The following is a 25,587-nucleotide window of genomic DNA, read 5'->3' on the forward strand; positions in this document are numbered from 1 at the left end:
CATGACCTCGTACGACGCACCCGCCCCCGGCAACCGGCCGAACCGCCGCACCCTGGGCCGGGGCCCGGGAGCGGTCCCGCCGGCGCCCGCGCCGGCCGCACCGACGGCGCCGCCGGACGACCCGGCCGCCGAGCCGGGTCCCGTGCGGCGGGCGCCCGCGGCGGAGGCGGACGCCGAGTCCTCCGCCGAGGTCCCGTCCCCGGTCGAGCCGGAGGGCGGCACGGTCGCCGGATCGGAGGAGCCGGGTCCGGGGCCCCTGAGGCGTCCCTCGCCGGTGGAGCCGGTGGCCGCGTCGGAGGACGGGACCGTCGTGCCCGGGGAGGCGGGGTCGAAGGCCGGCCCGGCGATCGTGGAGCGGGCGGGCGCCGGGACGTTCCCCGGAGGGCCCTCACCGCTGGAGCAGGGGACGCCACCGGTGCGGGAGGCGGTCGTGGAGACCGCCGCGCGTGCGCCGCACCCGGCGGCGGGGCCGGACGCCCCGGCCGTCGGCGGGACGGCGGGCGTGCCCGGCGCACCGGGACCCGCGGTGGCGGAGGCGTCCGGGGCCGGGACCGGCGCGATCGACGCCGGCGAGGACGACGACGGGCGGTTCAAGGTCCGGCTGGCGAACTTCGAGGGGCCGTTCGACCTGCTGCTGCAGCTGATCTCGAAGCACAAGCTGGACGTCACCGAGGTCGCGCTGTCCAAGGTGACCGATGAGTTCATGGCGTACATCCGGGCCATGGGGCCGGACTGGGACCTGGACGAGACGACCGAGTTCCTGGTCGTGGCGGCCACGCTGCTCGACCTCAAGGCGGCCCGGCTGCTGCCCGCCGCCGAGGTGGAGGACGAGGCCGACCTCGCCCTCCTCGAGGCCCGGGACCTGCTGTTCGCGCGGCTGCTGCAGTACCGCGCGTACAAACAGATCGCCGACATCTTCAGCCGGCGCCTCGACGACGAGGGCCGCCGCTATCCCCGTACCGTCGGACTCGAACCGCACCACGCCGAGCTGCTGCCCGAGGTCGTCATCAGCATCGGAGCCGAGGGCTTCGCCCGGCTCGCCGTCAAGGCGATGCAGCCCAGGCCCGAGCCGCAGGTGTACGTCGACCACATCCACGCGCCGCTGGTCAGCGTGCAGGAGCAGGCCGGGATCGTCGTCGCCCGGCTCAGGGAACTCGGCGAGGCGAGCTTCCGGGCCCTCGTCGGGGACACGGACGACACCCTGACCGTCGTGGCCCGGTTCCTCGCCCTGCTGGAGCTGTACCGCGAGAAGGCCGTCGCCCTCGACCAGGAGACCGCGCTCGGCGAGCTGACCGTCCGCTGGACCGGCGGGGACGGGGACGCCGCACCGACGGTCACCGACGAGTTCGACCGGCCGCCGGAGCAGCCCGAGGAGGAGAGGAAACCGTGAGCGAGGAGACGACCGGGACCACCGCGGGGCCGCGCGCCGTCGCGGAGCTCGACCTCAAGCCCGCCCTCGAGGCGGTCCTCATGGTCGTGGACGAGCCCGCGACCGAGGAGCACCTGGCGAAGGTACTGGAGCGCCCGAAGCGCCAGGTCGCGGACGCGCTGCGCGAGTTGGCCGACGAGTACACCGTCCAGGGCCGCGGCTTCGAGCTGCGCCTGGTCGCGGGCGGCTGGCGCTTCTACACCCGCCCCGAGTACGCCGCCGCCGTCGAGGGCTTCGTCCTGGACGGCCAGCAGGCCCGGCTCACCCAGGCCGCCCTGGAGACCCTCGCGGTCGTCGCCTACCGGCAGCCGGTCAGCCGCAGCCGCGTCTCCGCCGTGCGCGGAGTCAACTGCGACGGCGTGATGCGCACCCTCCTGCAGCGCGGTCTGATCGGGGAGGCGGGCACGGAACCCGAAACAGGTGCGATCCTGTACACGACGACGAACTACTTCCTGGAGCGGATGGGCCTGCGCGGTCTGGACGAGCTCCCGGAGCTCGCGCCCTTCCTCCCGGAGGCGGAGGCGATCGAGGCCGAGACGCTGGAAGCGGTCCCGTCGTTCGATCCGGGCGCCCCGGATTCCGAGGACGCAGACGACAAGACGGAACTTTGATGCGAAGCAGCAGCGGCAGGAACAGCAGCGGAAACAACGGCGGGAGCCGTGGTGGCAACAGCGGCGGCCGCGGCGGGAGCGGCGGTGGCCGCGGTGATCACCGCGGTGCCGGCAACAACCGAGACGGCAGGCAGGGCGGTCGTCCGAAGAAGCCGCGCCCGGAGGAGCGGCGCTACGACGTGGGCCCCGGCGCCACCCAGGAGGGTCCCAAGTCGGGCCGCGGCCCCACGGCCCGCGGAGGCGCCAAGGGCGGGCCGAAGAAGCCCCTGCAGCGGGGGCGCTCGGTCCCGGCCACGTCCCGCGAGTACGAGACGCGGGCCGAGGAGCGCAACCGCGAGCGGTACGCGGGCAAGAAGGACGTCAAACTGCCCAAGACCTTCCCCGGCGCCGAGCAGGAGGGCGAGCGGCTGCAGAAGGTGCTCGCCCGCGCGGGCTACGGCTCCCGGCGTGCCTGCGAGGAGCTGATCGAGCAGGCGCGCGTCGAGGTCAACGGCGAGATCGTCCTCGAGCAGGGCAAGCGGGTCGACCCGGAGAAGGACGAGGTCAAGGTCGACGGCCTGACCGTCGCCACCCAGTCGTACCAGTTCTTCTCGCTGAACAAGCCCGCCGGTGTCGTCTCCACCATGGAGGACCCAGAGGGGCGGCAGTGCCTCGGTGACTACGTCACCAACCGCGAGACCCGGCTCTTCCACGTCGGCCGGCTCGACACCGAGACCGAGGGCGTCATCCTGCTCACCAACCACGGCGAGCTGGCGCACCGGCTGACCCACCCCAAGTACGGCGTGAAGAAGACGTACCTGGCGGCCATCGTGGGCCCGATCCCGCGCGACCTGGGCAAGCGGCTCAAGGACGGCATCCAGCTGGAGGACGGTTACGCGCGCGCGGACCACTTCCGGGTCGTCGAGCAGACCGGCAAGAACTACCTCGTCGAGGTGACCCTGCACGAGGGCCGCAAGCACATCGTGCGCCGGATGCTCGCGGAGGCCGGTTTCCCGGTCGACAAGCTGGTGCGCACCGCCTTCGGGCCGATCACCCTGGGCGACCAGAAGTCGGGATGGCTGCGGCGGTTGTCGAACACCGAGGTCGGGATGCTGATGCAGGAGGTCGACCTCTAAGGACTGCCGGCCTCCAGGGACTGCCGGCCTCCAGGGGCTGCCGACCTCCGAGGGTTGCCGGCCTCGGAGGGCTTGTGCGCCCGACCCGCACCCCCTTTAATAGTCACTGCGACTATTAAAGGGGTGCGGGTCATGGACGGCTACGACAAGTACGCCTTCGAGCCCTTCGCCGTCACCGTCGACCTCGCCGTGTTCACCCTCCGCGCGGGCGCGCTGCACGTGCTGCTCGTCGAGCGCGGCCAGGAGCCGTACGCCGGACGGTGGGCGCTGCCCGGCGGCTTCCTCCGGCCGGACGAGTCCGCCGAGAGCGCCGCGCGGCGCGAACTGGGCGAGGAGACCGGGCTGACGGACGTGTCCGGACCGCATCTGGAGCAGCTGCGGACCTACAGCGAACCCGGCCGCGACCCCCGCATGCGGGTCGTCTCCGTCGCCTTCGCCGCCCTCCTGCCCGACGCCCCCGAGGCGCACGGCGGCAGCGACGCGGCGCAGGCCCGCTGGACGCCGTACGACTCCGCGCGGGAGCTCGCCTTCGACCACGACAGGATCCTGGCCGACGCGCGGGAACGCGTCGGCGCCAAGCTCGAGTACACCTGCCTCGCCACCGCCTTCTGCCCGCCCGAGTTCACCCTCGGGGAGCTGCAGCAGGTCTACGAGACCGTGTGGGGCACCGCCCTCGACCGGCCCAACTTCCGGCGCAAGGTGCTCGCCACCCCGGGCTTCGTCGAAGCCGTCCCCGGCGCCGCGCGCCTCACCGGCGGCCGGGGCAAACCCGCCGCCCTCTACCGCGCGGGCACCGCCACCGCCCTCCACCCGCCGCTGCTCCGGCCGACCCCGGAAGGACGCCCCGCATGACCACGACCACGACCACCGTCACCAAGCGCGCCGCCACGGGAGCGCTCACCGGACTCGCCCTCGGGGACGCGCTGGGCTTCCCGACCGAGTTCAACGACGTGCCGTCGATCCTCGCGAAGCTCGGGCCCTGGCGCGAGATGGACCTGCCGAAGCCTGCGATCGTCACGGACGACACCCAGATGACCCTCGCGCTCGGGCGGGGGCTGCGGACGGCCATGGACCGCGGGCCGCTCACCCCGAAGCGGCTGGAGCGGCCGGTGCGCGAGGAGTTCGTGGAGTGGTACCGCTCGCCCGAGAACAACCGCGCCCCCGGCAACACCTGTCTCAAGGCCTGCCACCTGCTGGCCCGCGAGGACCGGCCCTGGCAGGACGCCAGCCAGATCGGCTCCAAGGGCTGCGGCGCCAACATGCGCGTCGCCCCCATGGGCCTGGCCCCGGGCCTGACCGACGAACAACGCGCGGGCGCCGCCCAGTTGCAGTCGGCCCTCACCCACGGCCACCCCACCGCGCTCGCCGCCTCCGACCTCACCGCGCACGCCGTACGGCTGCTGGCGGAGGGCGCCGAGCCGACCGGCCTGATCGGACGCTTGCGTTCCTACGCCTACGACAACCGCACCCGCTACCACGAGTCCTGGCTCGGCGACCTGTGGACCCGCGCCCAGGACCCCACCCCCGAGCACTTCATCGCGCGCGGCTGGGACGAGTGCCTGGAGGTCCTGGAGCGCCTCCGGGACGCCGTACGCACCGTCTCGCCCGAGACCGACCCGTGCCTGGCCACGGGGGAGGGCTGGATCGCCGAGGAGGCCCTGGCGACCGGTCTGCTCTGCTTCCTCCTCTTCGTCGACGAACCCCTCACCGCCCTGCGCCGGGCCGCCTGCACCGCGGGCGACTCCGACTCCATCGCCTGCCTCACGGGCGCCTTCGCCGGCGCGTACCTGGGCGCGGACGCCTGGCCGGCCGGCTGGGCCGACCGCATCGAGTACCGGGGTGAGCTGCTGGCGCTGGGCACGCTCTGGGACGCTTGAGCCATGACCGACGCCCTGGACCTCGACCTGAGCCCGGTGATCGCCGAACAGCCCGACCCGGTGCTGTTCGCCACCGTCTCCGGCGCGCACCTGTACGGCTTCCCGTCCCGCGACTCCGACGTGGACCTGCGGGGCGTGCACCTGCTGCCCGCCGCCGACCTCGTCGGGCTGCGCGAGCCGGACGAGACCCGGTCCCGGATGTGGGTCAGGGACGGCGTCGAGATGGACCTGGTCACGCACGACCTGCGCAAGTTCGTCCGCCTGATGCTGCGGCGCAACGGCTATGTGCTGGAGCAGCTGCTGTCCCCGCTGGTCGTGCACACCACCGACGCCCACCGCGAACTGGCCGCGCTCGCCCCCGCTGTCCTCACCAGCCACCACGCCCACCACTACCGGGGATTCGCGCAGACCCAGTGGCGGCTGTTCGAGAGGACCGGCGAACTCAAACCGCTGCTCTACACCTTCCGGGTGCTGCTCACCGGCATCCACCTGATGCGCTCCGGCGAGGTGCAGCCCCATCTGCCCACCCTCGCCGGGGAGGTCGACGCCGCCCCGGACCACCTGCCGGAGCTGATCGCCGCCAAGGCGGAGCGCGAGCACGGGGACGCCGCCGTCGACCACGCACGCGTGCGGGCCGACGTGGAGCGGCTGCACGGCGTGCTGGACGAGGCGCAGGCCGCGTCAGCCCTGCCCGACGCCCCCACCGCGTACGACGCCCTGCACGACCTCGTCGTACGGATCAGGCTGGAGGGCTGAGGCGCGGCGGGCGCGGACGAGGAAGTCCTCCACCCGGCGGCGGTCCGGCTCCTCGGGCAGCGGACTGCGCCGGGCGGCCTCCGCGCCCTCCTCCGCCAGCCGGGTCATCCGGGACTCCACCTCGGACCAGGACACCTCGCCCCGCTTCACCGCGAGCAGGGACTCGCGGTCCTCGCCCACGTCGATCGTGAGGACGCCCGTGCGGAGCAGGTCGCGGGCGCTGATCAGCAGGCGGAGCAGGTGCATCGCGTGCTTCCAGCGCGGGGCGCCGTGCGCGCGGACGTCCGCCTCCAGCTTGCGGCGCTGGCCGTGGGCGTACCGCGTGAAGGTCTCGTGGACCCCGCGGGAGAGGAACGCCCCGCGCAGGGACAGCAGTTCGCGGCCGGTGGCGTCGGCGTACTCCACCAACGGGGAGTGCAGGCACTCCAGGATGTTGGGGTTGGCGCGCAGGGCCAGCTCGCAGAAGCGTTCCAGCTCCCAGCTGAACTGCTCCTCGGCCGGGCCCTCGACGTGCGTCGGCGGCTTCTCGAAGCGCCAGAACAGCGGCGTGGGCGCGAGGAAGACGCCCCGGCGGTCGGTGTCGCTGCCCTCGGTGGCCAGACCGAAGGCGCGCGAGCCCATGACGCAGGCGTAGATAGTGTGGTCGCCGACCAGGGTCTCGGGGCGCATGCCCGGGAGCGTACGCGGTGGATCACGCCCGGCGGATCGAATTTCCCTCCACCGTGATCGGCTCCTCGGGCAGGGGCCGGGCCGCGGGGCCCCGCTCCACCGAGCCGTCGGCGATCCTGAACCGGCTGCCGTGACAAGCGCAGTTGATCGTGCCGTCCGCGACGTCGGCCACGACACAGCCCTGGTGGGTGCAGATCGCCGAGAAGGCCTTGAAGCCGCCCTCCTCGGGCTGGGTGACCACGATCTTCTCGTCCGCGAGGACCGTGCCCCCGCCCACCGGGACGTCGGCGGTCGAGATCAGCTCCTGCCCGGCGGTCTCCGGCGGGGCGCCGTCCCCGTCGCCGTCCCTGCCGTCCGAGCCGTTCCCGCCGTCCGAGCCGCAGCCGGCGGCCAGCGCCGCCGCGCCCGTCGCGAGAAGAACCGTGCGGCGCGTCGCACGAGGGGTCATGTCATCACTCCCGGAGGTCGCGGTTCCCGCATCCTGACACCGAATGTGCCGAACGAGAAGCAACCTACGACAAAGCGTCGCAAACCGCGCGTATCACCCGTCTCAGGGTGCGGGCATCCGGCACCGCCCCCCGCGCGGGCTGACTACGCTGGACGACCGAACAGCAGACACGCACGTCAGCAGCAAGGAGCATCGTCGTGGCGGTACGCGCGGTCCGGGGGGCCGTCCAGTTGGAGCGGGACGAGGCCGGTCACATGGAGGAGCGGGTCGGCGCGCTGCTCACCGCGATCCTGGAGCGCAACAGCCTGCACACCGACGACCTGATCAGCCTCTGGTTCACGGCCACGCCCGACCTGCACAGCGACTTCCCGGCCGCCGCCGCCCGCAAGCTCGGCATCGTCGACGTCCCCCTGATCTGCGCCCAGGAACTGGACATCGAGGGCGCCATGCCCCGCGTCGTCCGAGTCCTCGCGCACATCGACTCCGACCGGCCCCGCGCCGACGTCGCGCACGTCTACCTCGGCGCGGCGGCCGCCCTGCGCAAGGACATCGCCCAATGAGGACCGCACTCGTCATCGGCACCGGACTGATCGGCACGTCCGCCGCCCTCGCCCTGTCCCAGCGGGGCGTCGCCGTCCACCTCGCCGACCACGACCCGGAGCAGGCCCGTACGGCCGCCGCGCTGGGCGCCGGCACGGACGAGACGCCCGACGGGCCGGTCGACCTGGCGATCGTCGCCGCCCCGCCCGCCCACGTGGCCGACGTGCTCGCCGACGCGATGCGGCGCGGTGCGGCACGCGGCTACGTCGACGTCGCCAGCGTCAAGGGCGGACCGCGCCGCGAGCTCCAGGAGCGCGGGCTCGACCTGGCCCCGTACATCGGCACCCACCCGATGTCCGGCCGCGAGCGGTCCGGTCCGCTGGCCGCCACCGGGGACCTCTTCGAGGGGCGCCCCTGGGTGCTCACCCCGACCCGGGACACCGACACCGAGGTGCTGAACCTCGCCCTGGAGCTGGTCTCGCACTGCAGGGCCGTGCCCGTCGTCATGGACGCCGACGCCCACGACCGGGCCGTGGCCCTCGTCTCCCACATGCCGCACCTGGTGTCCAGCATGGTCGCCGCACGCCTGGAGCACGCCGAGGAGGCCGCCGTACGACTGTGCGGGCAGGGCATCCGGGACGTGACCCGGATCGCCGCCTCCGACCCCCGGATGTGGATCGACATCCTCTCCGCGAACCCCGGGCCGGTCGCCGACCTGCTCACGGACGTCGCCGCCGACCTGGAGGAGACCGTGCGCGCCCTGCGCGCGCTGCAGTCCTCCGACGAGGACAAGCGCCGCGAGGGCAGCACCGGCATCGAGGACGTGCTGCGCCGCGGCAACGCCGGCCAGGTCCGCGTCCCCGGCAAGCACGGCTCCGCGCCGCGCGTCTACGAGACCGTGCCGGTGCTCATCGACGACCAGCCCGGCCAGCTGGCCCGCATCTTCGCGGACGCCGAGCGCGCCGGCGTCAACATCGAGGACGTCCGCATCGAGCACGCCACCGGACAGCAGGCCGGTCTGGTCCAGCTCATGGTGGAGCCCAAGGCGGCCCCCGTCCTCACGGCGGGGCTGCGGGAGCGGGGCTGGGCGATCCGGCAGTGACGGACCGGGGCGGGGAAGGCCCGGAGGCGGTCCTTCCCCCCCCCGAAGGGCCGGATCGTCCGCTTGTCGGAAGGGTTCCGGGAGGCCGGTAACCTGGTGCGGGGCGTGTCCGCGCCCCGCACACACCACTCCACCGCACCAGGAAGGTGTTCCCCCGTGGAAAACGGCGCCGCCCAGCCCGTGATTGTCGCCATCGACGGCCCCTCCGGCACGGGCAAGTCGAGCACGTCGAAGGCCGTGGCGGCGCAGCTCGGCCTGAGCTACCTGGACACCGGCGCCCAGTACCGGGCCATCACCTGGTGGATGGTGACCAACGGCATCGACATAGACGACCCCTCCGCGATCGCCGCCGTCGCCGGCAAGCCCGAGATCGTCTCCGGTACGGCTCCCCAGGACCCGACGATCACCGTCGACGGCGTCGACGTGGCCGGCCCGATCCGCGGACAGGACGTCACCTCCAAGGTCTCCGCGGTCTCCGCGGTCCCCGAGGTGCGGACCCGGATCACCGAGCTGCAGCGGTCCATCGCCGCCTCCGCCGTCACCGGCATCGTCGTCGAGGGCCGCGACATCGGCACCACCGTGCTGCCCGACGCCGACCTCAAGATCTTCCTCACCGCCAGCGCGGAGGCCCGGGCCGCCCGCCGCAGCGGCGAGCTCAAGGGCGCCGACCTGCACACCACCCGCGAGGCCCTGATCAAGCGGGACGCGGCCGACGCCGGCCGCAAGACCTCCCCGCTGGCCAAGGCCGACGACGCGATCGAGGTGGACACCACCGACCTCACGCTCCAGCAGGTCATCGAGTGTGTCGTCACCCTCGTCGAGGAGAAGCGGGCCGGGAAGTGACCGACGTACCATCGGTGCGCGGCGCCGAGGTCGGCCGGCGCATCGGCGTCGGCCTGATGTACGGGCTGTTCAAGCCGCGTGTGCTGGGCGCCTGGCGGGTGCCCGCGGCCGGCCCGGTGATCTTCGCCGTGAACCACTCCCACAACGTCGACGGCCCCATGGTCATGGGCGTGGCGCCCCGGCCGACGCACTTCCTGATCAAGAAGGAGGCGTTCGTCGGCCCGCTCGACCCGTTCCTGACCGGCATCGGCCAGCTGAAGGTGGACCGGCACAGCACCGACCGCACGGCGATCTCCCGGGCGCTGGGCGTGCTGGAGCAGGGCGGCGTCCTCGGCATCTTCCCCGAGGGCACCCGGGGCGAGGGCGACTTCGCCGCGCTCCGCGCGGGGCTCGCGTACTTCGCCGTCCGCAGCGGCGCGCCGATCGTGCCGGTCGCCGTCCTGGGAAGTTCCGAGCGGTCGGGACGGTTGATAAAGGCACTGCCTCCGCTGCGCTCCCGCGTCGACGTCGTCTTCGGCGACCCCTTCGACGCCGGTGACGGCAGCGGCAGACGTACGCGCAAGGCGCTGGACGAGGCGACCGAGCGCATCCAGAAGCAGCTCACCGCGCACCTGGAAAACGCCAGGCGCCTCACCGGGCGCTAGGCGACACTGAGTAGTGGATCAGCCCCGTGCACGGGGCGTTCCACCGATCACCACGATGAACGCAGAGGTACGGACTTCATGAACGACCACATCCAGCCCGACGGCTCGGACGCGTACGAGGGTGCGCACGAGCACGACCACGGGGCGCTGGGCGATGCCGAGTTCGCGGAGTTCATGGAGCTCGCCGCGGAGGAGGGCTTCGACCTCGAGGACGTCGAGGGCGCCCTCGAGGCGGCGGGCCACGGTCCGCTGCCCGTGCTCGCCGTCGTCGGCCGTCCCAATGTCGGCAAGTCGACCCTGGTGAACCGCATCATCGGCCGCCGTGAGGCGGTCGTCGAGGACAAGCCGGGCGTCACCCGCGACCGCGTCACCTACGAGGCCGAGTGGGCGGGCCGCCGCTTCAAGGTCGTCGACACCGGCGGCTGGGAGCAGGACGTCCTCGGCATCGACGCCTCCGTGGCCGCCCAGGCCGAGTACGCCATCGAGGCCGCCGACGCGGTCGTCTTCGTCGTCGACGCCAAGGTCGGCGCCACCGACACCGACGAGGCCGTCGTCCGGCTGCTGCGCAAGGCCGGCAAGCCGGTCGTGCTGTGCGCCAACAAGGTGGACGGCCCGAGCGGCGAGGCCGACGCGTCCTACCTGTGGTCCCTGGGCCTCGGTGAGCCGCACCCGGTCTCCGCGCTGCACGGCCGCGGCACCGGCGACATGCTGGACCAGGTCCTGGAGGCCCTGCCCGAGGCCCCGGCGCAGACCTTCGGCACCGCGGTCGGCGGCCCGCGCCGCATCGCCCTGATCGGCCGTCCCAACGTCGGCAAGTCCTCGCTGCTGAACAAGGTCGCGGGCGAGGAGCGGGTCGTCGTCAACGAACTCGCCGGCACCACCCGTGACCCGGTCGACGAGATGATCGAACTCGGCGGCAAGACGTGGAAGTTCGTCGACACGGCGGGCATCCGCAAGCGCGTCCACCTCCAGCAGGGCGCCGACTACTACGCCTCGCTGCGCACCGCCGCCGCCGTCGAGAAGGCGGAGGTGGCCGTCGTCCTCATCGACGCCGCCGACTCCATCTCGGTGCAGGACCAGCGGATCGTCACCATGGCCGTGGAGGCGGGCCGGGCCCTCGTCCTCGCGTTCAACAAGTGGGACACCCTCGACGAGGAGCGCCGCTACTACCTGGAGCGAGAGATCGAGACCGAGCTCGGTCAGGTGGCGTGGGCGCCCCGGGTGAACGTCTCGGCCCGCACCGGCCGGCACATGGAGAAGCTGGTCCCGGCCATCGAGACGGCCCTGGAGGGCTGGGAGACCCGGGTCCCGACGGGCAGGCTGAACGCCTTCCTCGGCGAGCTGGTCGCCGCCCACCCGCACCCCGTGCGGGGCGGCAAGCAGCCGCGCATCCTGTTCGGCACCCAGGCCGGCACCAAGCCGCCGCGGTTCGTGCTGTTCGCCTCCGGCTTCATCGAGGCCGGCTACCGGCGGTTCATCGAGCGCCGGCTGCGGGAGGAGTTCGGCTTCGAGGGGACGCCGATCCACATCTCCGTGCGGGTGCGGGAGAAGCGCGGCAACAAGAAGAAGTAGCCGACGGCAGACATGACGAAGGGGCGGTCCCGGTGGGGCCGCCCCTTCGCCGCGCCCGGGTCAGGCGCCCCTGCGCGGGGCCGGCGGCAGTCCGGCCGGCACGTGGTGCATCCCGGAGGCGGGCCGGCCGACCGTGCCGACCCGCTGCCACTGCGGTCCGGTGCCCTGGCGGCCGACGCTCACGAGGGAGGCGCCGAACGTGCTCGAGCCGTGGCCGCCGTACGAGTCCGTACTGCGCGGGATGTTCCCGAAGGCGGTGAAGCCCAGTTCCTCCTCGCCGCTGCGGTCACCCGGCAGCGAACGGAAGGACTTGACGTACTCGGTGTAGAGGGCGTCGTAGATCGGCGTGGCCGAGAGGCCGCTCCGGGAGCCCTGCGCCGGGCGCACGGGTGCGGGGACCGAGGCGAGGGACTGGCGGCGGGGAACGTCGTATGCGTGCACGTATGTCCAAACGACCCCGTGCCGTAAGGGATGCGGCTCTTTTGCGGCATTCGCCGTCGGTGTTCCGTCGGGTGCCGGCCGGGCGCCGGCGGAGTCGGTCAGAGGCCGGCGAGGGGGAGTGCCGCGGCGACGAGCTTCCCGTTCGCCGCCGCCTTGTCCAGCGCGTCGCGCAGCAGGTCCTCGCGCGGCTGGCGGCCGATCGAGCCGACCGGGGCCGCGAACATCAGCACCTGCTGGTGCTTGTTGGCGGCCGACCGCCAGCCGTCGGTGACCTGGAGCGGCTGGTGCGCCTGCCACCAGGCCACCGGACGGCCGCCGTGGGGGTTCGGCTGGAGCACGGCGTGCAGCTGCCCCGCGGCGAGCAGGACCGACCAGCCGTGCAGCGCCGGCGGTACGGCCGACAGCTCGGTCAGGGGCATGAAGCCCTGCTCGATGAGGAGCGGCAGGAAGTCGTCGCCGGCCCCGGGCGAACCGGGCCGTGCGACCGGCGCGGTCGGCTCCACGACCAGCGCCGGGTGCAACTCCCCGGAGATCAGGACCAGTCCGCTGGTCACTCCGAGCACGGCCTGTTCGGGGGCGGCCTGCGCGGACGCCGGTTCCCCGGTGTCGCCGCCGATGGCCCGCACGGCTCCCTGGAGCTGTTCCTCGGTGACCTGGACGACCTGCGAGGGCAGGCAGCCGGCGTGGGCGAAGGCGAGGACGGCGGTCTCGTCCCCGATGAACAGGACGGTGCTGGTGCGCTCCTGCTCCGGGTCGCCCGGGGTGCGGCAGGAGGTGCAGTCGTAACTGCCCGGGGCGGACTCCCCGGCGAGCAGGCGGGCTGCTTCTTCGTCGCCGATCTCGGCGCGTACCTCGTCGCTGACGTCGAGCATGCGCGGCACGGGTGGCTCCCTCGGGATGCGGTGCGTGGCGAGGCCGGGTGGCTCCCGGCCCGTGGTCCGGGTGGGTCCCCGGCTCATGCAGAAGACAACGGGCGATCTGTGGCGGTAGTCACGCCCCAGGGCGAACGGAATCGAACCATCCAGCGCGCACGGTCACGCTCGGCGCGGAACCGGCCACTCATCGTCAACTCCTCGCTGTCGCAGTGCCGTTGAAGGGGTGAAGTGGCTCACAGGGTGCCCCGTGTGCTGGTCGACAAATCCCGAAATCAGGGAATGAAATGGGTGGCCGAAAATCGCCGCTACTCGAGGTAAGGGGCAACTGGCCTGGTGCGACGGGGCGTTGGTTGATCCCGGCGCCGGGGGCTCCTTAGATTCCTCCGCCGTGTGCAACGAGCACCGCTCGGGTACGTCCGCCGACCACACCGCACGGCACCACCGCACGACCCGGAGGCGGACGGGGCGAGCGCGGCCCACGCGTCCCATGACGCGGTGGGCGGCGCTCCGCCTCGGGGACCCCGAGTCCTTCGGGAAGGACTTGTATGTCCGCATGTGCCGACAACACCCGCGACCACGTCCGCACGGCCCGTACGGCGGCCGTTCTGGCCGGCGCGGCACTGCTCGCGCCCCTCGGACTGCTCGCCGCGGCCGGGACCGCCACGGCGGCGGACGGCGGAGTGTGGGACCGCATCGCCCAGTGCGAGAGCGGCGGCGACTGGCACATCAACACCGGCAACGGCTACTACGGCGGGCTGCAGTTCTCCGCCGCCACCTGGCGCGCCTACGGCGGCACGGCCCACGCGCCGACGGCCGACCGGGCCACCAGGTCCCAGCAGATCGCGATCGCCACGAAGGTGCAGCGCGCCCAGGGCTGGGGCGCCTGGCCGACCTGCTCGGCACGCGCGGGAGCGGCCGGGAACGCACCCGCCGCGGACCCGGTGACCGCGGAGCGAACCCCGTCGGAGCAGCCGAAGCAGTCGAAACCGTCGGAGCCGGCCAGGACCCCGGCACCGTCCGGGCACACGGACCGGGGCGCGTCCCGCGGCGACCACACCGTCCGCGCGGGCGACACGCTGAGCGGGATCGCCGCGCGGTACGGCACGAGCTGGCAGCGCCTGTACGAGGCCAACCGGTCCGTCATCGGCGGGGACCCCGACGTGATCGTGCCCGGGCAGCGCCTCGACGTCTGAGCCGCCCCCCGCCCGGGACACGGGCCCCGTCCGGCCGGCCCCGGACGGGGCCTACGGCCGCCGCGCGGAGGCGGACCGGCCGAGTTCGCCGGCCTCGCCGGCGAACACCACCGCGCCCCGGCGCAGCACGTACACGAAGGCGGGCCGGCCGTGCAGGGCGGGCGGCAGCCGCTGCTCGGCGACGACCACGCACGCGTCGAGCGCGGCCAGCAGCGCGTACGTACGGGCCGCGACCGCCGGCGACATGCCCTGGGCGGGCTCGTCGACGAGCGCCACGCGCACGCGCGGCGCCAGCGCCCGGCACAGGGCCAGCATCCGCTGCTCGCCCCCGGAGAGCGTGCCGGCCCGGCGCTCCAGCAGCGGCCGCAGCCGCGGGTAGGCGTCGAGGGCGCGAGCGGGGTCGGGGAGGGCGAGGGCGAGGTTCTCCCGCACGGTGAGGGAACCGAACACCGCCCGCCGCTCCGGCACCAGGCACAGCCCGCGCCGGGCCCGCTCGTACGCCGGTACGCCGGTCACGTCCAGCCCGTCCCACACCACGGCCCCGCCGGACAGCGGCACGTCGCCGGCCAGCGCGCGCAGGGCGGTCGTACGGCCGGAGCCGTTGCGGCCCAGCAGCACGGTGAGGCCGGGGCCGGGCGCGACGAGGGTGACGCCGTGCAGGGCCTCCAGGGGGCCGTGGCGCACGCGCGCGTGGCGCAGGGCGATGGTGGTCACGGGCCGGCCGCCTCCCCGAGGGCGTCCAGGACGTTCCCGGGCGGCCCGGAGGCGACGACCCGGCCCGCCGCCATCACGTGCACGACGTCGGCGAGGCCGGCGACCAGGTCGAGATCGTGCTCGACGACCAGGAGCGCCATGCCGTCGGCGGCCAGCGCCCCCAGGACCCGGGCCAGCGCGGTGACCTCGGCGGTGTCGAGACCGGCGGCGGGTTCGTCGAGCAGCAGCACGCGCGGGGCGGCGGCGAGGGCCCGCGCGAGTTCCACCCGGCGCAGCGTCCCGGTGGGCAGCCCGGCGGCGGGCCGCGCCCGCATCGGCCCGTCGAGCCCGAGGAGCCGCAGCGTCCGCTCCACCGCGCCGGGATCGGGCAGCCGGCCCTGCTCGGCGCCGACGCGCACGTTCTCGGCGACGGTCAGCGTCGGGAAGACCGCCAGTTGCTGGAACGTCCGCGCGATCCCGAGCCGGGTGCGGGCGTGCGCGGGCCGCCGCGTGATGTCCCGCCCGCCGAGCGAGACCGACCCCCGCGCGGGGCGCAGGGTCCCCGCCAGACAGTGGAACAGCGTGCTCTTCCCGGCGCCGTTGGGTCCGACGACGGCGGTCACCCGCCCGGCCGGGACGTCCAGGTCCACCCCGTCCAGCGCGGTGAACCCGCCGTACCGGACACGCAGACCGCGGGCGGCGAGCACCGGGGGGCCGGGGGCCGGTGCGGGGGGTTCGGCGTGCCGACGCCCCACCGGGGCCTCGCCCCCGCCCCCACGCACCGGCGCGGGGGCGCCCGGCGCCGGGGGCCGGTGGGGCGCGTGCGGCTCCGCGGAGCGGCGCGCCGGGGCGGGCGGCGCCCCCCGGCCGGGCAGTTCCCGGGCCCGCCCGGTGGGGCGTTCGTCCTCGGTGGTCTCCCGGCCCGTGCCGTTCCGCCGTCGTGCGGGCTCGTGGCCCGGTGGCCCCTCGGCGGCCGGTTCTCCTTCGCGCGGGTGCCCCGGCGGCCGTCCGGCGGGGCGTTCGTCCTCGGTGGCTTCTGTGCCGTCCCGCCGTCGTGCCGGGCCGTCGGCAGGCCGGCCCGCCGACGCTCGCGGTCCACCGGTGGCTGCGGGGCGGCCGAGGGCCTCCGTGCCCGGCTCGCCGGTCCGGGTGGCGGTCCGTTCCGGCATCCCGGTCCGGAAGCCGGTGCCCTGTGCGCCGGCCCGGGCGCCCGGGCCCGGCCCGGCGCCCGTCGCCGTCGCGCCCGCCGGGACCCGGGGCGGCCCTGGCGGCGGTCCCGGAGGGTACGGGCGGGCACGACGGCGTGCGGCCGAGGGGGCCGGTGCCGGGCGGAACCGGACGCGGAGCCGGTTCGCCGCGTCGCGCAGGGCCTCGTGGGGGCCGTCCGGGAAGCGGCCGGACAGGACCGCCAGGACGCCGATCACCGCCGCTGCCACGCCCCCGCGCGTGCCCGCGTCCAGGCCGACCAGGAGGGCCGCCGCGAGGAGGGCGCCCAGGGCGCTGTCGGCGCCCAGGACCACCACCGCGGCGAACCACAGCAGGCCCCGCACGGGGTCGTACGCGGCAGGGTCGAAGGCGCGCAGCCCCATGCCGAGCATGCCCCCGCCGAGCGCGGCCAGCGCGGCGCCGGAGACGAACGCGAGGAGTTTCAGCGACGGCACGCGCACGCCCGCCGCCCGTGCCCCCGCCTCGTGGTCACGCACCGCCGCCAGGGCGCGGCCCGTGCGGCCCCGGCGCAGGGCCCGGGCCGCGAGGAGCGCGCCCGCCAGGAGGACCAGTTCCAGGACGTAGTACGCCCGGTCGCCGTCGAAGCCCGCCGGGCGGCCCAGGGACAGTCCGGACGTGGCGTACGGCTGGTCGAAGACGAACCGGCTCACCCCGACGCCCACCGCGAACGTCGCCAGCGCCAGCGCGAGCCCCCGGCGGCCGATCGCCGGCCAGCCGGTCAGCACGCCCAGCGGAGCGACCAGCACGACCGCCACCGCGAGCGCGGCCAGTTCCGGCAGCCGGGGCAGGCCGGGGAAGCGGCCGGCCGCCAGCAGCGCCGTGAAAAGGGCGCCCAGACCCGCGTACGCCGCCTGCCCGAGCGAGATCTGCCCGCCCCGGCCGGTGACGACCACCAGCGACAGCAGCACCACCCCGAGCGCCGGCACCTGCACCGCCGTGTGCAGATCGCGCCCGGCGAAGCCCAGCGGCAGCAGGAACAGCACCCCGGCCACGAGCCAGGCGCCCGGGGGAGCGGACGCCCGCGCGGTGACGGGGCGCGGCGGCGCGTCGCGCGTGCCGACTCCGGGCAGCACGAGGGTGGCGACCAGCAGCGCCACGACGAAGAGGTTGGCGCCGACCGCCTGCAGCAACGGCTCGCCCCACCCGGACGGGTGCAGCCGCGTCAGCTGGCTCTGCGCCACCCCGACGCCGAGCGCGACGACCACCGCCACCGTCAGGCCGCGCATCCGCGCGGCGACCGCGACCGCCACCACCTCCATCACGAGCAGCGGCAGCCCGTACGGGTCGAGCCGCACGTACGGCGCCAGCAGCACGCCGGTCAGACCGGCCGTGAACGAACCGAACGCCCAGCCCGCCGCCGCCACCCGGTCCGCGTCCACACCGGCGAGCACGGCCAGCCGGCGGTCGTCCACGACGGCCCGCAGCTCCCGCCCGAACCGCGTCCGGCGGATCACCGCCCCGACCCCCGCGGCCAGCACCGCCACCACCGCCAGCTGTCCCCACGGCTCCGCCGCCACCAGCACCGGCGCGTCGTCCCGCGCCCCCTGCCCCCACACCAGCGCCGCCCCGCCCACCAGCAGCACGAACACCCCGAGGGACGCCACCAGCGTCCGCGCCGGATCGCCGCCCCGCACGGACAGCGGCCGGAACACGAACCGCTCCAGCACCACCCCGATCCCCGGCGCCACCACCAGCAGCGTCAGCGCGGCGGCCCACCACAGCGGCCAGCCCCGGTCGACCACCAGGCCGCGCAGCACATAGGCGCACACCATCGCGATCGCGCCGTGCGCGAAGTTCAGCACCCCGGTCGCCCGGTACGTCACGATCAGGCCGATCCCGGTGAGCGCCGCCGCGGCGCCGACCGACAGTCCGGCCAGGGTGAGGTCGTACGTCAGCGAGGACATCGGCGAGGCTTCAGCCGGTCTCTTCGGCGGGTTCGCAGATCGGGCAGGGCCCCAGCCCACCGCCCGCGACCAGTTTCTCGTCCACCGGAACCGCCTCCGCCTTCCCCGCGACCAGCGGGCAGTCCGCGCGGTGCCACAGGGTCCCGCCCGGCACCATCAGCATCTCCCCGCCGACGGCCACCGGCCCGTCGGCCGGCCGGCCCGGATCACCGGCAGACAGGCCGTACGGCTCCTCCGCACGGGTGGCGGCGCTCGCGCCCCGGCCGTGGGCGAGCAGCACCGCCCCGGCGACGATCAACGCGGCTCCGGGAATGGTGCCGGAAGCCAGGTAGGGCAGCTGCCGTTCGGCGTGACGCTCGCCCGAGACGCCGTACCAGCCGATGACGCACAGCACCGCGCCGGCGGCGAGCGCGAGCCGGCCCGCCCAGAGGACGGGGTGCGCGATCCGCTGCCGGGCTGTCCGCATGGTTTGCACTATGCCCCTTGGAGGCCGACCCTGAAAGCACCGGACGTACAGGGTCCGGACCGACACCCGATTGGTGAGCCAGATGGTTCTCGGCAATGACATCGGGCGGGGGAACGCGAGGGCGGGGCGCGGCCCACGGACGGCGGGACGGGGCACGGCGCTGGCCGCCGCCCTGTTCCTGGTCCTGGCGCCGGGACTCGCGGCGTGCGGCGGCGACGGCGGTGGCGGCGAGCCTTCCACGCCGCCGGCGGACCGGACGACGAGCGCACCGGGCAGCGCGCCCGCGAACCAGGCGGCGGCCGAGCAGGAGATCCGGCAGAACTGGGAGAAGTTCTTCGACCCCGAAACCCCGGTGGACGAGAAGAAGAAGCTCCTGCAGAACGGCGAGCTGCTGGGACCGGTGCTCGAGGCGTTCAGCGGTGACAACCGCGTCGGACAGGTGAAGGCGGAGGTCACCGAGATCGCGTTCATCTCACCGACCGAGGCGGACGTGACGTTCACCCTGACCCTCAGGGGCGCCACCGCCCTCCCGGACGCCTCCGGCGTCGCCGTCGACGACGACGGCACCTGGAAGGTGTCCGTCAAGTCCCTGTGCGCGCTGGTGCAGCTGAGCGGCGATGGCTCACCACCGGACGTTCCGGGCTGCTGAGGCACTGGCCGCGGCCGTGCTCCTCGCGCTGACCGCGGCCTGCGGCAGCCGCCTGCCGGAGAGCGACTTCGAGCACGACGACCGGCAGTCCGGGGCCGCCCCGGGCGCCGGCGAGCCGATCCGCGTCGGCATCGTCACCAGCGCCACCAGCCCGGTCGGCGGCAGCGCCTTCACCGGCCCGCGCGACGGCGCGAAGGCCTGGTTCGACCGGCTCAACGCGCGCGGCGGCATCGACGGCCGGCGCGTCGAGGTGCGGCTGTGCGACGACGGCGGCAGCGGCGCCGGCAACAACGAGTGCGTGCACGAGCTGATCGACGAGGAGAAGGTCGTCGCCCTGGTCGCCACCACCGCCCTGGACTACGCGGGCGCCCCCCGCGTCTCCCGCGCGGGCGTCCCCGACGTCGGCGGCCAGCCCATCGGCGCCGCCTACGACACCTATCCGCACCTCTACGGCGTCTACGGCAGCGAGGCGCCCAGGAACGGCACCCCCGGCTGGGACGGCAAGCTGTACGGCGGCACCGAGGTCTACCGCTACTTCAAGCGCGAGCACGGCGCCCGTACGGCCGCCGTCGTCTCCTACAACCAGTCCGCGTCCGCCGCCTACGCCCGCCTCGTCGAACGCGGCCTGAAGGCCGAGGGCTACGAGGTGGTCACCGAGCGGGTCGACTTCGCGCTGCCCAACTTCCGAGCGGTGGCCGCCGACCTGAAACAGCAGGGCGCCGACCTGGTCTTCGACGCCATCGACGGCCACGGCAACGCCCGCCTGTGCCGGGCCATGGACGACGTCGGCGTCCGGGTCACCGCCAAGGTCACCAACGTGCAGAACTGGACGTCCACCGTCGCCGAGGACCACGAGGACGCCCCGCACTGCCGCAACGCCCTGTGGGCCACCGGCTCCAGCCGCAACTTCGAGGACACCGGCCATCCGGCCGTGCGCGAGTTCCGGGACGCCACCGAGGACCTGGAGACGCACTCCCAGTGGCAGCTGGAGGGCTGGGCCGCCGCCCGCTGGTTCACCGACGCGGCGAGGTCCTGTGCCCGTACGGGCATCACGCGCGCGTGCGTCGACGCCCACGTCGGCCGTGCCCGGGACTACACCGCGGGCGGACTGCTGCTGCCCGTCTCGTTCCGGCGGTCGCCCGAGCCGCCGGCCACCGGCCGGACCTGTCTGTCCGTGGCCCGCTGGCGGGACGGCGAGGGCTGGGTGTCGCAGGGCGACATGAACCGCACCTGCTTCACGGTGCCGCAACTGGCCTACGAGCCCTGACGCCCGCCCCTTCAGGACAGTGGCCGTCCGCGACGGCCGGCAGACTCGCCCGCACATGGGAGACCTCGGCACGCCTGCCGCGCCTGCTGTCCCTTCCACGCACGCGTACGCCTCGCACGCCGTGATCCGGCTGCCGGTGTCCGCAGAGGAGGCCGCCGAGCGGATCTCACCCTCCACCGGCATGCTGGAGCCGGCCGGGCTGATCGACGCGGTCAGAGCGGCTCATGGCCGGCTTGCTCGCTCTTCGGCTCGGGCTGGGACGTCACGGCCGCGTACTCCGGATGGTTCATGTCGAACGCCGGAGACTCCGAACGGATCCGGGGCAGCGTCGTGAAGTTGTGCCGGGGCGGTGGACACGAGGTCGCCCACTCCAGGGAGCGCCCGAAGCCCCAGGGATCGTCGACCTCGACCTTCTCGCCGTACCTGGCCGTCTTCCAGACGTTGTAGAGGAACGGCAACGTGGACATGCCGAGCAGGAAGGAGCCGATGGTGGAGACGGTGTTCAGCGCGGTGAAGCCGTCCGCCGCCAGATAGTCGGAGTAACGGCGGGGCATGCCCTCGGCGCCCAGCCAGTGCTGCACCAGGAACGTGGTGTGGAATCCGATGAACAGCGTCCAGAACTGGATCTTGCCGAGCCGTTCGTCGAGCATCTTGCCGGTGAACTTGGGCCACCAGAAGTAGAACCCGGCGAAGGTCGCGAAGACGACGGTGCCGAAGACCACGTAGTGGAAGTGCGCGACGACGAAGTACGAGTCCGTCACGTGGAAGTCCAGGGGCGGCGACGCCAGCAGCACCCCGGTCAGCCCGCCCAGGAGGAACGACACCAGGAACCCGGTCGCCCACAGCATCGGTGTCTCGAAGGACAGCGACCCCTTGATCATGGTGCCGGTCCAGTTGAAGAACTTCACCCCCGTGGGCACCGCGATCAGGAAGCTCATGAAGGAGAAGAACGGCAGCAGCACGGCGCCGGTGGCGAACATGTGGTGCGCCCACACCACCATCGACAGGCCCGTGATGGCCATGGTGGCGCCCACCAGCGTCAGATAGCCGAACAGCGGCTTGCGGCTGAAGACCGGGATGATCTCCGTGACGATGCCGAAGAACGGCAGCGCGATGATGTAGACCTCGGGGTGGCCGAAGAACCAGAACAGGTGCTGCCACAGGAGCGCTCCGCCGTGGGCGGCCTCGAAGACCTGTGAACCGAACCGCCGGTCCGCCTCCAGCACCAGCAGCGCCGCCGCGAGCACCGGGAACGCCAGCAGGATCAGGATCGACGTGAACAGCGTGTTCCAGGTGAACAGGGGCATCCGGAACATCGTCATCCCGGGGGCGCGCATCCCGACGATGGTGGCGATGAAGTTGACCGCGCCGAGGATGGTGCCGAAGCCGGACAGCGCGAGGCCCATGATCCACAGGTCCGGGCCGAGGCCGGGCGAGTACTCCATGCTGTTCAGCGGCGCGTAGGCGAACCAGCCGTAGGCCGCCGGGCCCCCGGTGACCACCAGCGAACCGAGCACGATCAGCCCGCCGAAGAGGAACAGCCAGTACGAGAACATGTTCAGCCGCGGGAAGGCCACGTCGGGCGCCCCGATCTGCAGCGGCATCAGCTCGTTGGCGAACCCCGCGAAGCTGGGCGTCGCGAACAGCAGCAGCATGATCGTGCCGTGCAGGGTGAACATCTGGTTGAACTGCTGGTTGTCGATGATCTGCAGCCCGGGCCGGGCCAGTTCGGCGCGCATCAGCAGTGCCATCACGCCGGCGATCAGGAAGAACACGAACGCCGTGATCAGGTAGAGGTGGCCGATCTTCTTGTGGTCGGTGGTGGTCAGCCAGTCGATCACCACCTGCCCGCGCCGCTGCCGGCGCGCCGGTCGCGCCGCCGCCCGGACGGTCTGCGTCCCCATCGCTCGCCCCTTCGCTCCTCGCGCGCCGGGCCCCGCCGGGAGCCCGCGCCACATGTACCCCGGGCCCACGCCATGATGCTCGCCCCTGCCGGTCCCCGACAGGGGACGTGGCGGATCATGTGACGGAAACGCGTATTTTCTGTGCGCACCGACCTGTGTGGTCATGTGCGGCGGCGGAAAAGGAATGGGGCCCGGGAGCGCGTCCTCCGGCACTTTCCGCCGGAGTTAATCGGGCCCGTGGCGTGACACGCGGTAATTGCGTTCGAATACCTGCGGAAGGCGTACCGAACCGGCCGTTCGGGTGACGGTCACCGTCGTGAACGCCTGTCGTGATCTTGTGACAGAAGTGTGACCGCCGACGGATCCGGCCCGGTGTTCCCGCTTCCGGCTTCCCCGCTCCCGGGCCAGGGCATAGCGTGGCCGCATGGCACCCATTCCGACACCCTCCGCGGAACCCCACGACAGTCCGGACGTCTACGTCGGCCTCACGGCGGACCGGGCCGAGCACCTCGCGCGGGAGCGCGGCTGGTCGACGGTGCGGGCGCTGCCCCCGGGGGCGATCATCACCATGGAGTACCGCGCGGGCCGGCTGAACTTCGAGGTGAGGGACGGCCTGGTGGCGCGCGCCTGGAAGGGCTGACGCACGGCGACGGCCCCGGTTCCCTCGCCGGAACCGGGGCCGTGGCGTGCGCGGCGGACGCCGCGCCGTCCGTCAGGGACGGGTGGCCGAGGTCGTACCGCGCGGGTGGCGCTCCGTGTGCGGCGGGCGGCGGCTGCCCGCCGGGGTGACCGGGGAGCGCTCCGCGCGGGCCGTGTGCGGCCCGGGCGCCAGGTAGGCGGGTGACCGGGAGACCGGGCGACCCGTGGGAACCGGCTCGGGAGCCGTGTCCGGGCGGTCAGCGAGCGGCTTGAGGACGACGGGCTGTCCGGGCGGGCCGGCCTCCGCCGTGCCTCCCCTGTGTGCCCGCCAGCGGGTGCGCAGGCCGAAGATGCGCGTCTCCGCGCGGGCGATCATCGGCTCGAACCACGGCAGTGCCAGCAGGATCAGCAGGCCCGCGACCCAGCCCAGGATCACATCGCTCAGCCAGTGCGTCCCGATGTAGACGGTGGACAGCCCGACCCCGAGCGAGGTCACGGCCGACAGTGCGGACAGCCAGCGGCGCGCTCTCGGGGTGGAGGCCAGATAGGCCAGGATTCCCCAGGTCACCACGGCGTTGGCGGTGTGGCCGCTGGGAAATATATCGCCGCCGAGCCACATCTCGTTCGAGCCGATCTCGGTCGCGTAGTGCGGTCCGAGGCGTCCCATGCCGTACTTCGCGGCACCGACCGTGACGTTGAGCAGCAGCAGGGAGACGCCCAGGGCGAGCAGCGGGCGCAGGGTGTGCTGCCGCCAGGAGCGCCAGCCCAGCCAGGCCGCCACCATCACCGCCGTCGGGCCGCGCTGGCCGAGGACCACGTAGTAGTCGACGAAGGCGTGGATCTCGGACCACTGCTGGTAGGGGCGGAAGAACATCACCTGCCAGTCCAGCCGGACCAGCCAGGAGGTGATCAGCACGGCCCACACGATCGCCAGATAGAAGGCCAGACCGGCGGCGAACAGCACCACCCGGTGCCGGCTCATTCGCGGCACGCCGATGTGAGCCGGTCGTTCCGGCTCACGATCCAGCCTCGCGAACACCCGGTCCAGACGGGTGGGCTTCCGTTCGGTACGCACCCAATCGACGTTACAGCGATTGAGTGCGGGACCCCGTCGAATCAGGCGCTTTGTGATGACGATGTGATGTGGCATTCCTCTCAGGGGGGCCTTTATCGCCGGTGAATCCGCAAAGTCCGGATGCCGTGGACTTCAATTCCTTTGATCATTCCGGAGGGGGGTTTTATCGCGCTTTTGAATTCGTTCACCGGGGGCTGGTGCGGAATTTCCTTGTCGCTCATCGTCCGTTCCGGGACGGTCAGGGCGGACCGGAGCCGTTCAGCCAGAAGGCCCCGTACACCGCCGAGGCCGCCGCGACCGCCCCCACCACCGGCGCGGACCTGGGCGTACGCAGCCGGGCCAGGGCCAGGGCGAGGGGCAGCAGCAGGGGGAAGGCGGGCAGCAGCAGCCGCGGTTTCGAGCCGAAGTAGCTCGACGCGCACAGGGCGAGCGCGGTGACGACCCCGGCGTACACCAGCAGGGGGAGCGGCTGGCGCTGCCGTACGCAGACGACGTACAGCCACACCACGAGGCCGACGCCGGCCACCAGCCCGAGGCCCGCCAGGGCGGACGGGAACGACGTGAACATGGCGGCGACGAAACGGGCGAAGGCGTAGCCCCCGTCGAAGCCGTTCCGCCATCCGGCCTGCACGTCGAGATATCCCAGCGGCCCGTCGCCGGTGCGGTGCCCGACCCACAGGACGTAACCGGCGGCTCCGAGGGGCGCGAGGAGCATGCCGAGCACCCGGCGCAGGCGCACGCCGGAGGTGTCCGTCGCGTGCGGGGCGCCCTCCGGTGCCCCGAGGCGCCGGGCGTTCGCGGGAGCGTCGGCGCGTTCCCCGGCCCGCGCGCCGTCCTCCGGCACCGCGCTGCGATCTCGCGCGAAAGAAGTGCGGTCCCGCGCGGAGGCGTGCCCTCGCGCGGAGACGTGCTCCCGCGTGGAGACGTGCTCCCGGGTGGTGGAGGCGCGTTCCCGCGTGGAGACGTGTCCCCGCATGGAGGCGCGTTCCCGCAGGAACGCGGCGATGCCCGCCGCCCACACCGCCGCGACCACCGCCAGCCCCACCGGGCGGGTCAGCCCCGCCAGGCCCGCCAGGACGCCCGCCGTCACCCAGCGCCCCGTCAGCACGGCGTACAGCGACCACGCGGCGAGCGCGGTGAACAGGGACTCGCTGTACGCCATCGACTGCACGATCCCGACCGGCAGCACCGCCCACAGCAGCACCGCGCACACCCCGGTCCGGCGCCCGTACACGTGGTCGGCCACCGCGAAGATCCCCCAGGCCGCCGCGAGCGAGGCGAGCGCGCTCACCACGAAGCCGCCGTCGGCGTACGACAGCGGGGACACCGCCGCCACCAGCCGCTCCAGCCACGGGAGCAACGGGAAGAACGCCAGGTTGGAGTGCACGTCCCCGTTGGGCAGCCGCACCTCGTAGCCGTACCCCAGCTCGGCGACCCTCGTGTACCAGAGCGAGTCCCAGCGGGCGGTCAGCAGGGTGTACGCGTCCTTGCCGCGCGCCCCGCTCCACAGGGCCAGCACGACCAGGCCCAGGGCACGCACGGCGGCGTACCCGAGGAGCGCCGGCGCGGCCCGGCGCAGTGCTCCGGGGCGGACCGGGGCGCCGCGCGCGTCGAGATCGTTCACGCGCCCGATTATCGACCCGGCGGG

The 25,587-nt window shown here is 73.7% G+C and carries 25 protein-coding genes; 15 read left to right on the forward strand and 10 right to left on the reverse strand.

What is annotated here, in order from left to right; all coding sequences use genetic code 11:
* Position 1 precedes the first annotated feature (1 nt).
* The 6 genes from AB0A94_RS33120 to AB0A94_RS33145 all read left to right on the forward strand — a co-directional run bounded on the left by AB0A94_RS33120 (position 2) and on the right by AB0A94_RS33145 (position 5,788).
* Positions 2-1,390 carry a segregation/condensation protein A gene (locus tag AB0A94_RS33120; protein WP_361749866.1) on the forward strand — a complete coding sequence of 463 codons (1,389 nt, stop codon included), beginning with the start codon at positions 2-4 and terminating at the stop codon, positions 1,388-1,390.
* Positions 1,387-2,040 carry an SMC-Scp complex subunit ScpB gene (gene scpB / locus AB0A94_RS33125; RefSeq protein ID WP_361749869.1) on the forward strand — a complete coding sequence of 218 codons (654 nt, stop codon included), beginning with the start codon at positions 1,387-1,389 and terminating at the stop codon, positions 2,038-2,040. Before AB0A94_RS33120 ends, scpB begins: the two co-directional genes overlap by 4 nt.
* Positions 2,040-3,155 carry a pseudouridine synthase gene (locus tag AB0A94_RS33130; RefSeq protein WP_361749872.1) on the forward strand — a complete coding sequence of 372 codons (1,116 nt, stop codon included), beginning with the start codon at positions 2,040-2,042 and terminating at the stop codon, positions 3,153-3,155. The genes scpB and AB0A94_RS33130 overlap by 1 nt, the downstream gene beginning before the upstream one ends.
* 132 nt (positions 3,156-3,287) lie before the next feature.
* Entirely contained in the window at positions 3,288-4,007 is a 720-nt protein-coding gene (locus AB0A94_RS33135) for an NUDIX domain-containing protein (protein ID WP_361749875.1), read from the forward strand.
* Complete coding sequence (locus tag AB0A94_RS33140; RefSeq protein ID WP_361749878.1) at positions 4,004-5,032, forward strand: ADP-ribosylglycohydrolase family protein; 1,029 nt, start codon at positions 4,004-4,006, stop codon at positions 5,030-5,032. Before AB0A94_RS33135 ends, AB0A94_RS33140 begins: the two co-directional genes overlap by 4 nt.
* Positions 5,033-5,035: 3 nt before the next feature.
* Positions 5,036-5,788: a nucleotidyltransferase domain-containing protein gene (locus AB0A94_RS33145; RefSeq protein WP_361749881.1), complete on the forward strand. Its 753-nt coding sequence runs from the start codon at positions 5,036-5,038 to the stop codon at positions 5,786-5,788.
* Here the strand turns inward: AB0A94_RS33145 and AB0A94_RS33150 are convergent.
* Positions 5,714-6,457 (reverse strand): nucleotidyltransferase domain-containing protein, encoded by a 744-nt coding sequence (locus tag AB0A94_RS33150; RefSeq protein WP_361749884.1) that lies wholly within the window; start codon positions 6,455-6,457, stop codon positions 5,714-5,716. The two genes, AB0A94_RS33145 and AB0A94_RS33150, sit on opposite strands and share 75 nt — an antisense overlap.
* Positions 6,458-6,479: 22 nt before the next feature.
* Positions 6,480-6,905: a Rieske (2Fe-2S) protein gene (locus tag AB0A94_RS33155; RefSeq protein WP_361749887.1), complete on the reverse strand. Its 426-nt coding sequence runs from the start codon at positions 6,903-6,905 to the stop codon at positions 6,480-6,482.
* Positions 6,906-7,102: 197 nt separating this feature from the next.
* Here AB0A94_RS33155 and aroH point away from each other — a divergent pair, with 197 nt between their 5' ends.
* The 5 genes from aroH to der all read left to right on the forward strand — a co-directional run bounded on the left by aroH (position 7,103) and on the right by der (position 11,606).
* Positions 7,103-7,465 (forward strand): chorismate mutase, encoded by a 363-nt coding sequence (aroH, locus tag AB0A94_RS33160; protein WP_361749890.1) that lies wholly within the window; start codon positions 7,103-7,105, stop codon positions 7,463-7,465.
* Entirely contained in the window at positions 7,462-8,547 is a 1,086-nt protein-coding gene (locus AB0A94_RS33165) for a prephenate dehydrogenase (protein ID WP_361749893.1), read from the forward strand. The genes aroH and AB0A94_RS33165 overlap by 4 nt, the downstream gene beginning before the upstream one ends.
* Before the next feature lie 156 nt (positions 8,548-8,703).
* Positions 8,704-9,390 (forward strand): (d)CMP kinase, encoded by a 687-nt coding sequence (gene cmk, locus AB0A94_RS33170; RefSeq protein WP_361749895.1) that lies wholly within the window; start codon positions 8,704-8,706, stop codon positions 9,388-9,390.
* The gene (locus tag AB0A94_RS33175; RefSeq protein ID WP_361749897.1) at positions 9,387-10,034 is read left to right on the forward strand and encodes a lysophospholipid acyltransferase family protein; all 648 of its coding nucleotides are present in this window, start codon (positions 9,387-9,389) and stop codon (positions 10,032-10,034) included. The genes cmk and AB0A94_RS33175 overlap by 4 nt, the downstream gene beginning before the upstream one ends.
* A 78-nt stretch (positions 10,035-10,112) precedes the next feature.
* Entirely contained in the window at positions 10,113-11,606 is a 1,494-nt protein-coding gene (gene der / locus AB0A94_RS33180; RefSeq protein WP_361749900.1) for a ribosome biogenesis GTPase Der, read from the forward strand.
* 60 nt (positions 11,607-11,666) lie between these two features.
* Here the strand turns inward: der and AB0A94_RS33185 are convergent, their stop codons facing one another.
* Positions 11,667-12,047, reverse strand: coding sequence for a hypothetical protein (locus AB0A94_RS33185; protein WP_361749903.1), 381 nt, complete (start codon positions 12,045-12,047; stop codon positions 11,667-11,669).
* Positions 12,048-12,145: 98 nt separating this feature from the next.
* Positions 12,146-12,928, reverse strand: coding sequence for a hypothetical protein (locus AB0A94_RS33190; RefSeq protein WP_361749906.1), 783 nt, complete (start codon positions 12,926-12,928; stop codon positions 12,146-12,148).
* Positions 12,929-13,467: 539 nt separating this feature from the next.
* Between AB0A94_RS33190 and AB0A94_RS33195 the strand changes: the two genes are divergently transcribed.
* Positions 13,468-14,115, forward strand: a complete 648-nt coding sequence (locus AB0A94_RS33195) for a transglycosylase family protein (protein ID WP_361749909.1) — start codon at positions 13,468-13,470, stop codon at positions 14,113-14,115.
* Between the two features lie 51 nt (positions 14,116-14,166).
* Here AB0A94_RS33195 and AB0A94_RS33200 read toward each other — a convergent pair whose 3' ends face one another.
* The 3 genes from AB0A94_RS33200 to AB0A94_RS33210 are packed head-to-tail and all read right to left on the reverse strand — an operon-like array spanning position 14,167 to position 18,405.
* Positions 14,167-14,829 (reverse strand): ATP-binding cassette domain-containing protein, encoded by a 663-nt coding sequence (locus tag AB0A94_RS33200; protein ID WP_361749912.1) that lies wholly within the window; start codon positions 14,827-14,829, stop codon positions 14,167-14,169.
* Positions 14,826-17,939, reverse strand: coding sequence for an ATP-binding cassette domain-containing protein (locus AB0A94_RS33205; protein ID WP_361749915.1), 3,114 nt, complete (start codon positions 17,937-17,939; stop codon positions 14,826-14,828). The genes AB0A94_RS33200 and AB0A94_RS33205 overlap by 4 nt, the downstream gene beginning before the upstream one ends.
* A gap of 10 nt (positions 17,940-17,949) precedes the next feature.
* Positions 17,950-18,405 (reverse strand): hypothetical protein, encoded by a 456-nt coding sequence (locus tag AB0A94_RS33210; protein WP_361749918.1) that lies wholly within the window; start codon positions 18,403-18,405, stop codon positions 17,950-17,952.
* Between the two features lie 82 nt (positions 18,406-18,487).
* Here AB0A94_RS33210 and AB0A94_RS33215 point away from each other — a divergent pair, with 82 nt between their 5' ends.
* Both AB0A94_RS33215 and AB0A94_RS33220 read left to right on the forward strand, forming a co-directional pair.
* Positions 18,488-19,054 (forward strand): hypothetical protein, encoded by a 567-nt coding sequence (locus tag AB0A94_RS33215; protein WP_361749956.1) that lies wholly within the window; start codon positions 18,488-18,490, stop codon positions 19,052-19,054.
* Positions 19,023-20,321 (forward strand): ABC transporter substrate-binding protein, encoded by a 1,299-nt coding sequence (locus AB0A94_RS33220; protein ID WP_361749921.1) that lies wholly within the window; start codon positions 19,023-19,025, stop codon positions 20,319-20,321. Before AB0A94_RS33215 ends, AB0A94_RS33220 begins: the two co-directional genes overlap by 32 nt.
* Positions 20,322-20,533: 212 nt before the next feature.
* Here AB0A94_RS33220 and ctaD read toward each other — a convergent pair whose 3' ends face one another.
* Positions 20,534-22,225: a cytochrome c oxidase subunit I gene (gene ctaD, locus AB0A94_RS33225; RefSeq protein WP_361749923.1), complete on the reverse strand. Its 1,692-nt coding sequence runs from the start codon at positions 22,223-22,225 to the stop codon at positions 20,534-20,536.
* Between the two features lie 424 nt (positions 22,226-22,649).
* Here ctaD and AB0A94_RS33230 point away from each other — a divergent pair, with 424 nt between their 5' ends.
* Positions 22,650-22,865: an I78 family peptidase inhibitor gene (locus AB0A94_RS33230; RefSeq protein ID WP_361749926.1), complete on the forward strand. Its 216-nt coding sequence runs from the start codon at positions 22,650-22,652 to the stop codon at positions 22,863-22,865.
* 72 nt (positions 22,866-22,937) lie between these two features.
* Here the strand turns inward: AB0A94_RS33230 and AB0A94_RS33235 are convergent, their stop codons facing one another.
* Both AB0A94_RS33235 and AB0A94_RS33240 read right to left on the reverse strand, forming a co-directional pair.
* Positions 22,938-23,939 carry a phosphatase PAP2 family protein gene (locus AB0A94_RS33235; RefSeq protein WP_361749929.1) on the reverse strand — a complete coding sequence of 334 codons (1,002 nt, stop codon included), beginning with the start codon at positions 23,937-23,939 and terminating at the stop codon, positions 22,938-22,940.
* 238 nt (positions 23,940-24,177) lie between these two features.
* On the reverse strand, positions 24,178-25,563 hold the full coding sequence (locus tag AB0A94_RS33240; RefSeq protein ID WP_361749932.1) for a glycosyltransferase family 39 protein: 1,386 nt from the start codon (positions 25,561-25,563) through the stop codon (positions 24,178-24,180).
* Between the last annotated feature and the right edge of the window lie 24 nt (positions 25,564-25,587).

The organism is Streptomyces sp. NPDC044984, assembly GCF_040646935.1.
GTDB lineage: Bacteria > Actinomycetota > Actinomycetes > Streptomycetales > Streptomycetaceae > Streptomyces.

What these genes read in the sequence shown, in the direction of transcription:
- AB0A94_RS33120 (WP_361749866.1), top strand. Translation starts at nt 2, where the DNA reads ATGACCTCGTACGACGCACCCGCCCCCGGCAACCGGCCGAACCGCCGC.
- AB0A94_RS33215 (WP_361749956.1), top strand. Translation starts at nt 18,488, where the DNA reads ATGGTTCTCGGCAATGACATCGGGCGGGGGAACGCGAGGGCGGGGCGC.
- AB0A94_RS33220 (WP_361749921.1), top strand. Translation starts at nt 19,023, where the DNA reads ATGGCTCACCACCGGACGTTCCGGGCTGCTGAGGCACTGGCCGCGGCC.
- AB0A94_RS33155 (WP_361749887.1), bottom strand. Translation starts at nt 6,905, where the DNA reads ATGACCCCTCGTGCGACGCGCCGCACGGTTCTTCTCGCGACGGGCGCG.
- ctaD (WP_361749923.1), bottom strand. Translation starts at nt 22,225, where the DNA reads ATGGGGACGCAGACCGTCCGGGCGGCGGCGCGACCGGCGCGCCGGCAG.
- AB0A94_RS33210 (WP_361749918.1), bottom strand. Translation starts at nt 18,405, where the DNA reads ATGCGGACAGCCCGGCAGCGGATCGCGCACCCCGTCCTCTGGGCGGGC.
- AB0A94_RS33230 (WP_361749926.1), top strand. Translation starts at nt 22,650, where the DNA reads ATGGCACCCATTCCGACACCCTCCGCGGAACCCCACGACAGTCCGGAC.
- AB0A94_RS33150 (WP_361749884.1), bottom strand. Translation starts at nt 6,457, where the DNA reads ATGCGCCCCGAGACCCTGGTCGGCGACCACACTATCTACGCCTGCGTC.
- AB0A94_RS33195 (WP_361749909.1), top strand. Translation starts at nt 13,468, where the DNA reads ATGTCCGCATGTGCCGACAACACCCGCGACCACGTCCGCACGGCCCGT.
- AB0A94_RS33205 (WP_361749915.1), bottom strand. Translation starts at nt 17,939, where the DNA reads ATGTCCTCGCTGACGTACGACCTCACCCTGGCCGGACTGTCGGTCGGC.
- AB0A94_RS33165 (WP_361749893.1), top strand. Translation starts at nt 7,462, where the DNA reads ATGAGGACCGCACTCGTCATCGGCACCGGACTGATCGGCACGTCCGCC.
- der (WP_361749900.1), top strand. Translation starts at nt 10,113, where the DNA reads ATGAACGACCACATCCAGCCCGACGGCTCGGACGCGTACGAGGGTGCG.
- AB0A94_RS33145 (WP_361749881.1), top strand. Translation starts at nt 5,036, where the DNA reads ATGACCGACGCCCTGGACCTCGACCTGAGCCCGGTGATCGCCGAACAG.
- AB0A94_RS33140 (WP_361749878.1), top strand. Translation starts at nt 4,004, where the DNA reads ATGACCACGACCACGACCACCGTCACCAAGCGCGCCGCCACGGGAGCG.
- AB0A94_RS33130 (WP_361749872.1), top strand. Translation starts at nt 2,040, where the DNA reads ATGCGAAGCAGCAGCGGCAGGAACAGCAGCGGAAACAACGGCGGGAGC.
- AB0A94_RS33135 (WP_361749875.1), top strand. Translation starts at nt 3,288, where the DNA reads ATGGACGGCTACGACAAGTACGCCTTCGAGCCCTTCGCCGTCACCGTC.